Source organism: Shewanella fidelis ATCC BAA-318 (genome assembly GCF_000518605.1).
Taxonomy (GTDB): domain Bacteria; phylum Pseudomonadota; class Gammaproteobacteria; order Enterobacterales; family Shewanellaceae; genus Shewanella; species Shewanella fidelis.
The window spans coordinates 47,695-62,757 of sequence record NZ_JADX01000023.1; the positions used below are offsets into that span (position 1 = coordinate 47,695).

The 15,063-nt window shown below is 42.8% G+C and carries 12 protein-coding genes; 4 read left to right on the forward strand and 8 right to left on the reverse strand.

Features of this window, described 5'->3' with window-relative positions; translation table 11 throughout:
* Positions 1-906: a glycine--tRNA ligase subunit alpha gene (gene glyQ / locus L884_RS0112265; RefSeq protein WP_028767787.1), complete on the reverse strand. Its 906-nt coding sequence runs from the start codon at positions 904-906 to the stop codon at positions 1-3.
* Positions 907-1,023: 117 nt separating this feature from the next.
* Between glyQ and L884_RS0112270 the strand changes: the two genes are divergently transcribed.
* Positions 1,024-1,590, forward strand: coding sequence for a DNA-3-methyladenine glycosylase I (locus L884_RS0112270; protein WP_028767788.1), 567 nt, complete (start codon positions 1,024-1,026; stop codon positions 1,588-1,590).
* A gap of 2 nt (positions 1,591-1,592) precedes the next feature.
* On the opposite strand, the gene L884_RS0112275 is transcribed toward L884_RS0112270, so the two are convergent.
* The 7 genes from L884_RS0112275 to fadB form a co-directional block, all read right to left on the reverse strand.
* Positions 1,593-2,246, reverse strand: coding sequence for a hypothetical protein (locus tag L884_RS0112275; protein WP_028767789.1), 654 nt, complete (start codon positions 2,244-2,246; stop codon positions 1,593-1,595).
* A gap of 212 nt (positions 2,247-2,458) precedes the next feature.
* Positions 2,459-5,650: an amidohydrolase family protein gene (locus L884_RS0112280; protein WP_028767790.1), complete on the reverse strand. Its 3,192-nt coding sequence runs from the start codon at positions 5,648-5,650 to the stop codon at positions 2,459-2,461.
* 358 nt (positions 5,651-6,008) lie between these two features.
* On the reverse strand, positions 6,009-6,446 hold the full coding sequence (locus tag L884_RS0112285) for an MOSC domain-containing protein (protein ID WP_028767791.1): 438 nt from the start codon (positions 6,444-6,446) through the stop codon (positions 6,009-6,011).
* A gap of 37 nt (positions 6,447-6,483) precedes the next feature.
* Positions 6,484-6,729, reverse strand: coding sequence for a sulfurtransferase TusA (gene tusA, locus L884_RS0112290; RefSeq protein WP_028767792.1), 246 nt, complete (start codon positions 6,727-6,729; stop codon positions 6,484-6,486).
* A gap of 147 nt (positions 6,730-6,876) precedes the next feature.
* A complete protein-coding gene (gene ybaK, locus L884_RS0112295; protein WP_028767793.1) occupies positions 6,877-7,344 on the reverse strand; it encodes a Cys-tRNA(Pro) deacylase in 468 nt (155 codons plus the stop codon).
* Positions 7,345-7,675: 331 nt separating this feature from the next.
* Positions 7,676-8,839 carry an acetyl-CoA C-acyltransferase FadA gene (gene fadA, locus L884_RS0112300; protein ID WP_028767794.1) on the reverse strand — a complete coding sequence of 388 codons (1,164 nt, stop codon included), beginning with the start codon at positions 8,837-8,839 and terminating at the stop codon, positions 7,676-7,678.
* An 18-nt stretch (positions 8,840-8,857) separates the two neighbouring features.
* Positions 8,858-11,011 (reverse strand): fatty acid oxidation complex subunit alpha FadB, encoded by a 2,154-nt coding sequence (gene fadB / locus L884_RS0112305; protein ID WP_028767795.1) that lies wholly within the window; start codon positions 11,009-11,011, stop codon positions 8,858-8,860.
* Positions 11,012-11,375: 364 nt separating this feature from the next.
* Here fadB and pepQ point away from each other — a divergent pair, with 364 nt between their 5' ends.
* The 3 genes from pepQ (at position 11,376) to L884_RS0112320 (ending at position 14,942) form a co-directional block, all read left to right on the forward strand.
* Positions 11,376-12,698, forward strand: a complete 1,323-nt coding sequence (pepQ, locus tag L884_RS0112310) for a Xaa-Pro dipeptidase (protein WP_028767796.1) — start codon at positions 11,376-11,378, stop codon at positions 12,696-12,698.
* Between the two features lie 50 nt (positions 12,699-12,748).
* A complete protein-coding gene (locus L884_RS0112315; protein ID WP_028767797.1) occupies positions 12,749-13,363 on the forward strand; it encodes a YigZ family protein in 615 nt (204 codons plus the stop codon).
* A gap of 121 nt (positions 13,364-13,484) precedes the next feature.
* On the forward strand, positions 13,485-14,942 hold the full coding sequence (locus L884_RS0112320) for a TrkH family potassium uptake protein (RefSeq protein ID WP_028767798.1): 1,458 nt from the start codon (positions 13,485-13,487) through the stop codon (positions 14,940-14,942).
* The last annotated feature ends 121 nt before the right edge of the window (positions 14,943-15,063 follow it).

The window sequence follows — 15,063 nt, forward strand, 5'->3', positions numbered from 1 at the left end:
CTACTTACACATTGGGAAGCCTAGTGCTTCACGGGCTTGATAGTAAGATTCTGCAACACCTTTTGCCATAGTACGAACGCGTAAGATATAACGCTGGCGTTCTGTAACTGAGATAGCGTGGCGTGCATCAAGTAAGTTAAATGCGTGAGAGGCTTTCATTACTTGCTCGTAAGCAGGTAGTGGAAGTGGCTTTTCTAGGCTCAATAAGCGTTGGCAAGCTTGTTCGCAGTCTTCAAACATCTTAAATAGCACTTCAACATCTGCATGTTCAAAGTTATAGGTTGATTGCTCAACTTCATTTTGATGGAAGATATCGCCATACATAACTTTGCCCATTGGGCCATCGGTCCAAACAAGATCATAAACGCTGTCTACTTCTTGAATGTACATTGCAAGACGTTCTAGACCATAAGTGATTTCACCTGTAACAGGCTTACACTCAAGACCACCAACTTGCTGGAAGTAAGTGAACTGAGATACTTCCATACCGTTTAGCCAAACTTCCCAGCCAAGACCCCAAGCGCCCAGAGTAGGTGATTCCCAGTTGTCTTCTACAAAGCGAACATCATGCACATTCATATCAACGCCTAGCGCCTCTAATGAACCTAAATAAAGTTCTTGAATGTTACTTGGTGATGGCTTTAGTACTACTTGATACTGGTAGTAGTGCTGAAGACGGTTAGGGTTTTCACCATAACGGCCGTCAGTTGGGCGACGACATGGTTGAACATAGGCACTGCTCATTGGCTCAGGGCCTAATGAACGTAAGAATGTCATAGGGTGGAATGTACCCGCACCTACTTCCATGTCCAATGGTTGAACGATTGCGCAACCTTGCTGCGCCCAGTATTCCTGCAGGGTCATAATGAAGCCCTGGAATGTTTTTACGTCGTGTTTCGTCGTCATATCCGCTTGTCTACTGCCTGGAAGCCTTAATAGAAAATGGTTTCGATTATACCTTGTAGAATAACGCTTATGTAGGTTATTTTTTATCTGGTTGACTAAAAATTTAGGAATTAGCTAATGGAAGTGACACGTTGTGCTTGGGTTGGGCAAGATCCCATCTACCAAGAGTATCATGACAAAGTATGGGGCAGGCCCGTTTATGACAGTCGCGAGTTGTTTGAAAAGCTGTGTTTAGATGGCCAACAAGCAGGACTATCATGGATTACTATTCTTAAAAAACAGCAAAATTATGAGGCTGCATTTGCCAATTTTGAGCCAAAAATTATTGCGACGTTTGATGAAACTAAAGTTGCAGAGTTGATGCTCAACCCAGGGATTGTGCGTAACCGACTTAAAATTAATTCGATAATTAAGAATGCCAAGGCTTATTTAGCTTTTGTCGAGCAGGGCCATGATTTCTCAACATTCTTATGGGGCTTTGTTGGTGGTAGTCCAAAGCAAAATCATTTTCAGTCGATGGAGCAAGTGCCTGCACAAACACCTGAATCAGAGGCTATGTCAAAAGCACTTAAAAAGATGGGCTTTAATTTTGTTGGACCAACAATTTGTTATGCTTTTATGCAAGCAGTAGGAATGGTCAATGACCACACCACTGATTGCTTCTGTTTTCAGGATAAAAGTTAATATTAGGATTGGGTCATCACCATTTGTGAAGGGTCATCGGTGTAGATATAAATTGCTTTAAACTCTAGCTCACCAGTAGCATTTTCTGTTGCCGTTACAAAGCTATGATTAGTGTCGAAGTTTTGTAGCAACAGTTTGTTGTCTTCGGTTAGTTCATTAGCCGTTATCGAGAGTGCGCAAACTCTGCCAGCACAGCCAATATGTTGTTCAAACAAGGTCATATTATTAAGCTGCAGTAGTTGTTGGTTAAGCTTATTTTGTCTCTCGATAGCAAATTCACTATTTGTTGGAAGGCTAGATACTTGCTCTAAAAAGTCATTCATTCCGGTAGTTAATACATTGACTAGCGCCTTACGTTCAATTGCGCCGGTGTCATTAACGAAAAATGTGTTTATTGCAATTTCATCATTTAATGTGAAATACGGGTTAGCGGGGTCATTTGGTTTTATGTCGATGACCTCTGCTGTGTCAGTCGCAACGTGTTTAGGGTTTACATTTCGTATTGTCGCTTGCTGGTGGCTTTTCACTGTAGGCTTAACAACATCTTGTTGTGTTGTCATTGCTATTTGTTTTTGTGGTTTAAAAAATAGTAGGTTGGCTAATGTTAATAAGGTGATGCTAATAATAACTAAAGTAATTACTCTAGATAGTGACATACTTAAATTCCTTGATTCATTAAAGAGATCCATTCTCAGTTCATCAAGATAAAATATTAGCTAGAGTTAATAAAGCTATTAAAAAAGGATGTTCCACGTGGAACATCCTTTTTGTTTTGCGTCAAATTAATCACTTTTCGTTCAAAAAATAATTTTTCTCAAATTTAAAAATCCTAGTTGAGTTAGCCAGATTTTAAATTTAAAAACGGGATCTATTTTTCAAAAAAGAAAGCTTCTCTTTGCTTACCTTTATTTTTTGCACCACCATTTAGCTGATCCATTGTTTCAGCATTAAACAGTTTACCGTTAACCATGGTGTAGGTTACGCGATCGGTTACGCGAATATCTTCCAGCGGGTTACCATCGATAACGATTAGGTCAGCGAGTTTACCTTGCTTGATTGAACCAATTTGATGGTCCATTGCAAAATGTTTAGCAGGGTTAATGGTCGCTGTTTTTAGTGCTTCCATATTGCTCATACCGCCTTGAGCAAACATCCAAATCTCCCAGTGGGCGGCTAAACCTTCTCGCTGACCATGGGCACCGATATTTGCCTTTACACCTACTTGGTTTAACTCGTTGGCTACGCGAGCTACGTTAAAGTGGTTGTAATGTTCATCAGGTGCTGTAGGGCGACGCATTGAGCGAGCGTTTAAGATATCAGATGGAACATACATAGACAGACGAGGGTGTGCCCATACATCTGTTTTGTCGTACCAGTAGTTTTCACCCCAAATACCGCCGTAGGCAACGACTAAGGTTGGAGTGTATCCCACTTCAGTTTGTCCCCAGAACTGCTTTATATCATCGTAGATATTGGCTGCGGGTAGTGAGTGTTCAATACCCGTATGGCCATCGGCAATCATACTAAGGTTATGTTGCAGTAAGCTACCGCCTTCAGGGACGACCATCATCTCAAGCTCTCTAGCTGCAGCAATCACTTGTTGACGTTGGTTACGTCGAGGTTGGTTATAACTCTTAACACTGAACGCACCGACTTTTTTTAGTCTTTCTAAATGAAATTTAGCATCATCTAACGAGTCGATGTGCGATGTATAGCCGGGAGCATTTGCGCCATACAAAATAGTACCGGTTGAGAAGATACGTGGCCCAGCTATCTTACCAGCCTTCTGTTGCTCTGAAGCAGCGAAAATCTCAGTGGTGTCATTTGATGGATCGTGAATAGAGGTAACACCTAAAGATAGATTTGAATACATCTCCCAGTTTTGTTGTGGGATGATTTCGCTCTCACCTTGAGCACCATGAGCATGGGCATCAAACAAACCAGGCATTAAGGTTTTACCCTTAATATCAATGATAGTTGCGTCACTTGGGATATCGATAACTGATGCTGAACCAACGCTCACGATATGGTTGTCTTTGACTACCACAGTACCATTTTCGATGACTTGGTCATTTTCCATAGTGATAATCTTGCCGCCGACAAAGGCTATGGTTCCACGTGGAACATCTGCTTTTTGACTGAAACCAAGATCGGTAATTGTTGGCTTAGATTTGTCTTCTTCAGCAGTTTGATATTGCGTATCGACATTGACTTGATAGAGCTCAGGACCCAGTGTCCAATAAAGCTGGTTACTATCAGTATTCCAACTAATGCTTTCACCGGCACGCACACTTAACTGTTCTACAGGCAGGTTATTAGCTTTAGGTCCAATTTGAATTGTTTCACCATGCTTAGCAAAAGGGGTGACAAACACTTTGAAGCGTTCAGCAAAGGCCAGTTGTTTACCGTCTGGCGAGACTCTGAACTCAGTGGCATGTTTGCTAGTGTAGTGCACTCGCTTTTCGAAACCATTGAGACCAATAGAAGCTAGCTGCGGAGTTTCACCACTTTCCATAAAGTAGACACGATCATTATCGGCACCAAATTGTGGCTGGTATCCTGCAGAGGTGATTTTAGTATTTTTATCACCATCAATATCGACTTGGTAAAGACCTGTTTCTTGCGACCAAGTACGTGGCGTGATGTAGCCGCCTTTAGCCTTACGATAAACCACTGTTTCGCCATCAGGCGAGAAGGTTGGTTCTACGTATTTACCAGGTTCACTAGTTAGTACTTTTACCCGTTTATTTCGCACGGTAGCTAAACTTACAGTACCCTGTTGTTGATCATCCCAAGTGGTGAATACGATACGCTTACCATCGCGAGACCATTGAGGAAATAGTTCGCGTAGTTCACTATCTAGTTTGGTTAGGCGTGACATCTTGCCATCGGGTAAGCTCTTAACCCAGATTTTACCTAGTGCTTCAAAAGCGACTTTTTTACCATCTGGAGATACTTGCGCCATACGCAGCATCTTCACATTAAATACGTCTTTATCTAGATCTTGGGTGAAGCGCACAGCTGGCTGAACAGCTCGCTCTGTTTTAACTGTAAATGGAATTTGTGCGACTGACTTAGATTCAACATCGAGCTTATTGATTTTACCGTTAGCCCAAAACAGGATTTCATCATTATCAGCTGTCCAACTCATGCTAGGGTACACGCCGTGAATTGCCCAAGTTTCTTGCATATCCCGGTCTAGATCACCATAGAGTTTTTCAGTTTCACCAGACTTTAAATCCAATAGGTAAAGCGAAGATTGGAAACCATCACGTTTAATGTATGCAAGCTTGTTTCCATCTGGGCTTGGTGTTGGTCGAATTGCACCGCCTGTACCTTGAATCAATACCTCAATATCACCAGTTTGAGTATCGTAACGCTTAATCTTATAGATCCCTTTTACTGAATCTTTTGAGTAGTGGAAGGTCTTACCCGGTGTCGCATCTTGACTAAAATAAATATATCGACCATCGGGTGAGTAAGCAGGTTCACCTAAGTCCTTTTGTTCATTCGGGCGCTCGGTAAGCTTTACACCGTCGCCACCCGCAACGTGGTACATCCAAACTTCGCCCGCACCTAAGCTGCGACTACCAGTAAAGTGTTTACGCGCGACTAAGTATTGGCCATCAGGACTCCATGCAGGGCTGTTTAATAAGCGAAATGTTTCTTTGGTTACTGGGCGAGGATTGCTGCCGTCAGCCTCCATAATCCAAATATTGTCCCCGCCATCTTCATCAGAGGTATACGCAATGTATTTTCCATCTGGGCTATAAACAGGTTGCATCTGCCATGCAATACCTTCGGCTAACGGTTTAGCTTCGCCGCCTTCAATTGGCATTTGATAGATATCACCAAGTAGATCGAACACAACATGTTTGCCATTTGGGCTAACACTGACGTTCATCCAAGTACCTTCATTAACTTCGATTTTTACTTGTTCTAACGGCGCGTTGGTTGGTGCATTCACTTGCCAAGTTTGTTTATCTTCTTCGGCAATAATAGGGGCGCTAAAACTTAACGCAATAGCGGTATATAAAGGGGTAAGCTTGTTCTTTAACATGATAATCCTGATTTGTTGTTATCGTTTTAAGGAGTGGCGTTTAATTCCATTTAGTTGATTGTTAGGTGTCGGGCTTAAATAGATATTAATTTGCGTAACAGTTATCGCACAAAACTGTTAACAGTAAAACAAAAAATCTGTTTCAATTAGTTAAGCTCAATATCGTTACAAGGACTTAATTAGACACACCATTATGGGACTAAGTGGATAGTGGAGGTGAGCAAGTGACTATTGCTAATAATGGACGATTACAGGTGATGCTTGGAGCACATCAGGTAAATGGACGTGATTTAAAGATTTTAATATCAGCATTCGCTTGTATCTATTCGATACAAGCGGGTAGGTTATGTCAGTAAAGCTAGGTCAAACTGACAGGATCGTTAAGTTGAATATTGGCGTCGTTGAGTACTCGACAAGTTACACCACCACGCCACTCAGGTAATAGCGCTGCCTCTAACCCCGGGTAAGCTTGCTCCATTTTTTTGCATGGATCAGTTTCACCGGTAATTTCCAATTGCAGTCCAGCAATGATTAGTCGCTTGCCAACATCACTGGAAGTGAAGCAAAGCCCATCAACTAACAAGTTGGCTCTACGAGTAAACCAAGGTAATGTTTTACCAACTTCATTGCATGCTATTTGCCATTGCTGACTAGACATTACCGTTACTTGGCGCTTGCCCGGACGACCAAAAATATCGTTCTCAACGCCTTTCGCTTGAGTAACACTGGCTTGATCAACCGTGAGCATTTGACCGCGCTTTTCAGTTTTATAAGCAATACCTTTAAGTGATGCCATGATAATTCCTTTTATCTTTGTTGGTTGGTCGTTATGACTATAGGCCTTTCTTTATCAGATACTGGTAAGGCGTCGATTCTGTCTGGCTAGCGACTAAGGTGTGATCCATAAACTCACAAAAGCTTGGAATATCGCGAGTCGTTGCTGGATCGTCGGCAATGATAAGCAGTGTTTCGCCATCGTTCATGCGTCGTACAGATTTGCGCACCATCATTACCGGTTCTGGGCAGCGTAGACCTAAAGCGTCTAGTTGATGTTGAGCATTGTTAAATAGGTCGTTCATATTACCTCAGCAGAACGATTAAACAGAAGTGGCTAATATTACTCCAGCGCTAATGTTTATCCAAGTTGCTAGCTGTAATTTGTGAGCCTTTAGTCGTTTCTGTTTTACAGTGTTCCACGTGGAACACTGCAACTCGTGCTCTAATCATTATGCTGTTAGTGGAGCAAAACTGGCTTTCAGTAACTGCTTTAGATCTTCTGGAGCCAACGCAATATCCAGCCCTCGGCGACCGCCGCTAACGTACATCTGCAGCAGATTAACTGCAGAGTCATCTATCACTGTTGTCAGTAGTCGTTTTTGCCCCAATGGACTTACACCACCTAACACATAACCTGAGCTGCGTTGAACCTCGGCAGCTTCAGCCATTACGGCTTTCTTCGCTTTTGCCGCTTTTGCTATCGCCTTCATACTTAGCTTTTCAGCTACAGGAATAATGGCAACCGCGAGGCTTTTTCCGTCTAGTTTTACCACTAACGTCTTAAACACTAATTCAGGTGCAACCCCAATTTTCTCTGCGGCCTCTAAGCCATAAGCTTGGCATGATGGATCATGTTGATACTCATGGATCTGATGTGCAATTTTGTGTTTAACGAGCAGATCGATAGCGGGGGTCATATGTGGTTACCTTTTTTGAGAGCGCTAGCTTTGTCGCTTATATGGAGCAGGTTTGGCTTTGATAGGCATTTTTTCATAATTATCGCTTGAATACCGTGATTGCAGCTCTGTTCTATTGGATATTAATGAGCACAAACATTTCATTAAGTGGCTCTGAGTTCTTTGCTTATTTTGTCAGACAGCTGTGATATCAGTTTGTCGTATTCCAAGTTTAATAGCATTGTTGGATTTACCAGGTATTTTTAGAACTGGTTTATACTAATTGGTATTATTACGGCCTAAATGAAAAAGCCAGCTTACGCTGGCTTTTGTTAATTTCAAATCTAAGGCTTTATGGGCGCTCGAAGATAGTCGCGATACCTTGGCCTAAACCGATACACATAGTCGCTAAACCATACTTAGCATCTTTAGCTTCCATTAGGTTAATCAAGGTGGTTGAGATCCGTGTACCTGAACAACCAAGTGGATGACCAAGAGCAATAGCGCCACCGTTAAGGTTAACTTTTTCGTCAACCACATCCATCAAACCTAAGTCTTTAACGCAAGGTAGAGATTGAGCTGCGAAAGCTTCATTAAGCTCGATAACGTCTAAGTCATCAATGTTTAGTCCTGCACGCTTAAGCGCTTTTTGGGTTGCAGGAACAGGACCATAACCCATAATCGCTGCGTCACAACCGGCAATTGCCATTGAACGAATTCGGGCTCGAATTGGCAAGCCTAACTCTTTAGCTTTTTCCTCTTCCATAACTAACATGGCAGATGCACCATCTGATAGTGCTGATGACGTACCCGCTGTAACTGTGCCGTTTGCAGGGTCAAAAGCAGGGCGTAGGCCCGATAGTGATTCCATCGATGTTTCAGGACGGATCACTTCATCAAAATCAACTTTAATCAGTGCTCCATCGGCATCGTGACCTTCAATAGCCACTATCTCGTTAGCAAAGCGACCTTCAACTGTTGCTGCATGAGCGCGCTGGTGTGATCGAACAGCAAATGCATCTTGTTGTTCACGGGTGATGCCGTGCATCTTACCTAGCATCTCTGCAGTTAGCCCCATCATGCCTGATGCTTTAGCCACGTTGTTAGCTAGCCCTGGATGGAAGTCGACACCATGGTTCATCGGTACGTGACCCATATGTTCAACGCCACCAACGATAAAGGTATCGCCTTGGCCAGTCATAATGGCGCGGGCAGCTTGGTGCAGCGCGTCCATAGATGAACCACATAAACGGTTTACAGTAACCGCGCCAACTTGCTTTGGAATGCCTGCAAGTAGGGCAGCGTTACGAGCAATATTAAAGCCTTGCTCTAGAGTCTGTTGTACACAACCCCACATCACATCTTCAATAGTGTTTGGGTCCAGTTTGGGATTGCGCTTAAGTAGCGCCTTCATTAATTCAGCAGACAGAGTTTCTGCGCGAACATTTCTAAATACACCAGCCTTTGAGCGGCCCATTGGCGTACGGATACAATCTACGATAACGGCGTTTTTCATTGTTCTAATCCTTTCTGCTTAAGCCTGCTGGTAATAGCTGCCATTGTTGGCGGCAAGTTCGCGCATAGTGTCGGTGACTTGATATAGCCCCCCTAAGTGAGCATATTTGTCGGCAAGCGCCACAAAGTTAGCTACACCCATAGTATCTAGATAACGGAATACACCGCCTCTAAATGGTGGGAAACCAAGACCGTAAACTAGGCCCATGTCAGCTTCAGCAGGTGAAGCTATGATTCCTTCTTCAAGACAACGAACTGTCTCGATAATCATTGGGATCATGGTGCGGGCTATGATCTCGTCTGGTGCAAATGTTTTTTGCTCGCCAAATTCTGCTTGCAGTAGTTCATAGCTGGTAGGGTCTAACTCTTTCTTTGGCTTACCGCGACGGTCTACCGAATATTGGTAGAAGCCTTTACTGTTTTTCTGACCAAAGCGCTCAGCTTCAAACATCACATCGATGGCGTCTTTACCTGATTTACCCATACGATCCGGGAAACCCTCCGCCATTACAGCTTGTGCATGATGCCCTGTGTCTAGACCAACTACGTCAAGTAAGTAAGCTGGGCCCATCGGCCAGCCAAACTGTTTTTCCATCACTTTATCGATAGCTGCAAAATCAGCACCATCTGCTAGAAGGCCACTAAAGCCTGCAAAGTAAGGGAAGAGAACACGATTAACAAAGAAACCTGGGCAATCATTTACCACGATAGGGGTTTTGCCCATTTTGCTGGCATACGCCACAACTGAAGCAATGGTTTCATCTGAGCTGTTTTCGCCACGGATCACTTCGACTAATGGCATTTTGTGCACAGGATTGAAGAAGTGCATGCCACAGAAGCGTTCAGGTTTTTTGAGACTCTTGGCTAACAGATTGATTGAGATTGTCGACGTGTTAGAAGTAATGATGGCATCTTCGCTGACATGCTCTTCGACTTCAGCAAGCACCATGGATTTGACTTTTGGATGCTCAACAACGGCTTCAACCACTACATCGGCATCTTTAACTGGAGCGTAATCGAGTGCGGGAGTGATATTATTTAGTACTGCAGCCATCTTAGCTGGGGTTGAACGGCCACGCTTTACTTGTGCTGTAAGTAGTTTAGCTGCTTCACCTAGGCCTAGGTCAAGGGCTGGTTGAGCGATGTCTTTCATTACAATTGGTGTGCCTTTGCTAGCACTTTGGTATGCAATACCACCGCCCATAATACCTGCGCCGAGTACTGCTGCAGAATTAACTGGCTGGGCAAGTTTACTGGCTTTTTTCGCTTTACCTTTGACTAATTGATCATTTAAGAAAATACCAATTAATGCTTGAGCGACTTCTGTTTTAGCTAACTTTACAAAGGCTTGATGCTCAATTTGTAATGCTTCTGCACGGCCACATTGTGCGGCTTGCTCAATCACGCTAATGACAGCCATTGGCGCAGGGTAATGTTTACCGGCAACTTTAAATACCATACCTTTAGCGGTAGTAAAAGACATCATGGCTTCAAGTTTTGGTAGGGTGAGTGGCGCTTGCTTTTTAGCGCGGCGAGTTTGCCAGTCTAGCTTTTCTGCTAGGGCATCGTTAAGCATTTTGAGCGCTGCTGATTGTAGATGTTCTGGAGCGACAACAGCGTCGATGGCGCCAACTTTAAGCGCGGCATCTGGACGTTGATCTTTGCCAGATGTAATCCACTCTAACGCATTGTCGGTGCCTATTACTCGAGGCAGTCGCACAGTACCACCAAAGCCCGGAATAATGCCTAGCTTAGTTTCTGGTAAGCCTATGCGAGCAGTGGTGTCTGCTATACGGAAGTCTGTAGCAAGGATTGTTTCGCAACCGCCACCTAAAGCAAAACCATTAATGGCTGATAGTGTTGGGAAAGGTAAATCTTCTAACTTATTAAATACGGCATTGGCTTGCTCAATCCAAGAATGTAATACCGTATCATCTTCGGCAAACAACCCGAGAAACTCGGTGATGTCTGCACCAACAATAAAGGCATCTTTCGCTGAGCTAAGCATTAATGCTTTTACGCTAGGATCTTGCTTTATGCTATCGAGTGCAGCATTTAATGAGTCGAGAGTTTCTCGGTCTAACTTGTTAACTGAGCCTTGTGCTTTAAAACACAAATGCGCGATGTTGTTTTCGAGTAACTCAACCTCAATCGTAGGGCTTTGGTAGATCATTGCTTGCTTCCTTTTAGCTTAGGTTCACTATCCAGATCATTAATGATTTTATTGCCTGAATGTAACCTTCTTTGTCACAGCAGCCTAGGCCATCATTTGACCAGTTGCTATTCAGTGTGCGACTAATCACAAAAAATTACAACACCCAATTTAAACGCTCGTTTAGTTATTTTTAATCCTCATTATTAGTTCAAATTAAATCATACGCTTATATAAAAATTTTCAATATTTATATTTTGTGTTCACTGGCAAATATTTAGCCGATTTAGCGAATAATGTGTTTGAAGAAAGATTTTAATTGTCTATGTGTTAGACTGTGCCGATGTCGAAAATTTGGCTAAATAATAACAATAGGGCAACCCTCATGGAACAGTTAGCGCATCTGTATCACGACCATATTCAAGTGCTTAATCGTCGTGTTAGCGAAATCACTTGCCGCGAGAATTTATCAGGTTTAGTTATCCACTCTGGTCAACCACATAGACAGTTTTTAGATGATCTAGATTACCCGTTTAAAGTTAATCCGCACTTTAAAGCTTGGTTGCCAGTAACTGATAATCCAAATTCTTGGTTAGTAGTAAACGGCACTGATAAACCGTTATTAATATTCTATCGTCCAGTGGATTTTTGGCACAAAGTAGCAGATGAGCCGACAGAATATTGGTCTGAGCATGTTGATATTAAGTTGCTCACTAAGGCTGATAAAGTCGCTGAGTATTTACCTAAAGATATTGAGAACTGGGCATATATTGGTGAGCATTTAGATGTTGCAGATGTGCTTGGTTTTACCGCTCGTAATCCTGATTCTGTTCTTAGTTTCCTTAATTATCACCGCGCAACCAAAACAGAATATGAATTGGCATGTATGCGCCAATCAAATGTTATTGCGGTGACAGGGCACCAAGCTGCTAAAACGGCTTTTTATAATGGCGCCAGTGAATTTGAAATTTTGCAGGTGTATTTATCTGCAGTTTCACAAGGTGAAAACCAAGTTCCTTATGGCAGTATTGTTGCTCTTAACGAAAACTCGGCGATTTTGCATTACACTGCACTTGAGCAAAAGTCACCGGCGCAACGGCGTTCATTCTTAATCGATGCGGGTGCTAACTTCAATGGCTACGCATCTGATATTACTCGTAGCTATGCATTTGAGAAGAATATTTTCGATGATCTGATTAGCGCAATGGATAATTTACAACTGGAGATCATCAATATGATGAAGCCGGGTGTGAGCTATGTGCAATTGCACGTCGAAACTCATTATAAGTTAGCGCAGATCTTGCTGGATTTTGATATTGTCAGCGGCGATGTGCAAGGGCTAGTGGAGCAGGGGATCACCAGTGTATTTTTCCCTCATGGTTTAGGCCATATGCTGGGGATACAGGTTCACGATATGGGCGGTTTCTTGGCCGATGATAAAGGTACTCATATTGCTGCACCGGAGGCACATCCTTTCTTACGTTGTACTCGAGATCTAGATGTAAATCAGGTTCTGACGATAGAGCCAGGGGTTTACATTATTGATTCATTGTTAGCTGGCTTGAAGCAAGATAAACGTCAAGCTCAGATTAATTGGAATACTGTTGATACGTTGCGACCATTTGGTGGCATACGTATTGAAGATAATGTGATTATCCATGCCGATCGAGTCGAAAATATGACTCGCGACCTCGGGTTAAATCGCTAACTATTCATCTATGATTAACTCATAGGCTGTTATTAATAGAGCAAACAAATTTGAGTGAAAGTTATCTCATTCCTGCGGCAGATCTATTGATTGAAGAAGAGATAAAGCATAGCCGCTTTATCTCTTTTCTATTTCATTGTCAGTCACTTGAAGATTTGAAGTGTGTACTTACTAACTTAAAGGCTAAATACCCAGGAGCCAATCATTATTGCTATGCGTTTGTTGCTGGAGCGCCTAATGATAGCGTAAACATTGGCTCAAGTGATGATGGTGAACCCTCTGGAAGTGCTGGGCGGCCAATGTTAGCTGCGTTACAAGGTGCCAATATAGGTGAGCTAGGGGCAATTGTTATTCGCTATTTTGGTGGTACCAAACTTGGTGTGGGGGGATTGGTTCGAGCTTATAGTTCGGGAATAAAACAGGCTATCCCGCAACTTGAGACGCAACTAAAACAGCTACGCTACCCCGCTAGTTTGGTATGTGATTATCATCAACTGAAAGACGTAGAACATCTATTATCGCAGTTTGATGTGCTGATTGAAGACAAGCAGTTTAGCGATAAAATTGTAATTAAATTTATGATACCTAAAGCGTTTAAGACGCAATTGAATACAGACTTAGCTACGATGAGTAAAGGCTTGTTAAAAGCCATATATGATGAGTAAAAGCTAAGCGATAAAATGTGTATATGAGCTCTGGTCAATATGCCGTTGGCTAGCGCAAAGTGAAATTAAATAAATGATGTGTGTAAAGTGCGCGATAGCTGAGCGCAGGTAATGGTAACCAATGCAATATCGAACAATTATAAGAATTACTGGCCTGCTAATGGGGTTGTTTTCTTTATCTTTACTTCCACCGGCGCTCGTTGCCGTTATCTACAAAGATGGCGGTGGTATGGCGTTTATTCAGGCATTTGTACTGTGCTTGCTATTAGGCTTTACACTTTGGTACCCCAACCGTGCACATCGTAAAGATCTTCGCACCAGAGAAGGGTTCTTGCTGGTGGTATTATTTTGGGTCGTTCTTGGCTCGATTGGTGCTGTGCCATTTATATTCTCAGGCCAACCTTCACTGAGTTTAACCGACAGCTTCTTCGAGTCTTTTTCTGCTCTGACAACGACAGGTGCTACCGTAATTGTAGGCTTAGATAGCTTACCTAAAGCGATTTTGTTCTATCGTCATTTACTGCAATGGCTGGGGGGAATGGGAATTATTGTTCTTGCGGTAGCGATTCTGCCTGTTCTTGGTGTTGGAGGAATGCAGCTGTATCGGGCGGAAATGCCCGGCCCAGTAAAAGACAGTAAAATGACTCCCAGAATTGCAGAAACTGCTAAAGCGCTATGGTACATCTACCTGGCATTGACCGTTGCGTGTGCAATAGCTTATTGGTTAGCGGGTATGGATGTGTTTGATGCTATTTGCCATTCATTCTCAACCATTGCCATTGGTGGTTTCTCAACTCATGATGCCAGTATGGGCTACTTTGATAGTCCAACGATTAACCTGATTTGTGTAGTATTTTTATTAATTGCTGCGCTCAATTTTAGCTTGCATTTCGCGGCCTTCTCACGCCGTGGTATTAACCTTAGAGTCTACTTTAGAGACGCTGAGTTTAAAGTGCTAATCGCTATTCAATTGGTGCTCACGGCTATTTGCTTTGCAACATTATATGGTTCAGGCATTTACGACTCAGCTGAAGAAACCTTTGACTATGCACTATTTCAGGCAGTTTCCATCTCAACAACCGCTGGATTTGGTACTGAAAGTTTCCATTCTTGGCCGCTGTTTTTACCTATCTTGCTAATCTTCTCCAGCTTTATTGGTGGTAGCGGTGGTTCTACAGCAGGTGGTATTAAAGTGATCCGAGTGATTTTGTTGCTACTGCAAGGCTCACGTGAACTAAAACGTTTGGTTCATCCACGTGGCATGTTTTCTATTAGAATTAGTGGTAACGCATTACCTGATAGGGTCATTGATGCTGTTTGGGGCTTCTTTTCAGCCTATGCGTTAGTGTTTGTGGTTTGTATGCTAATTTTGATGGCACAAGGGATGGATGCCATAACCGCTTTTAGTGCGACTGCGGCTTGTTTAAATAACTTAGGCCCTGGCTTAGGTGAGGTAGCGAGCAACTATGCCAGTATTGGCGATGGCGAAAAGTGGGTGCTATTGTTTGCAATGTTGTTTGGTCGCTTAGAAGTCTTTACGCTACTGATTTTGTTTACGCCGACCTTCTGGAAAAACTAAATTAGTGTAAAGATGCTGAGTAGTACTGTTAGGCTAAGCTAGCGTTAATTTTATCGGTGTATATTGGCCTTTTATAAAGGCTTTTGGCCACATTTTATGCCTAGTTTAATGTAAGCTTTAA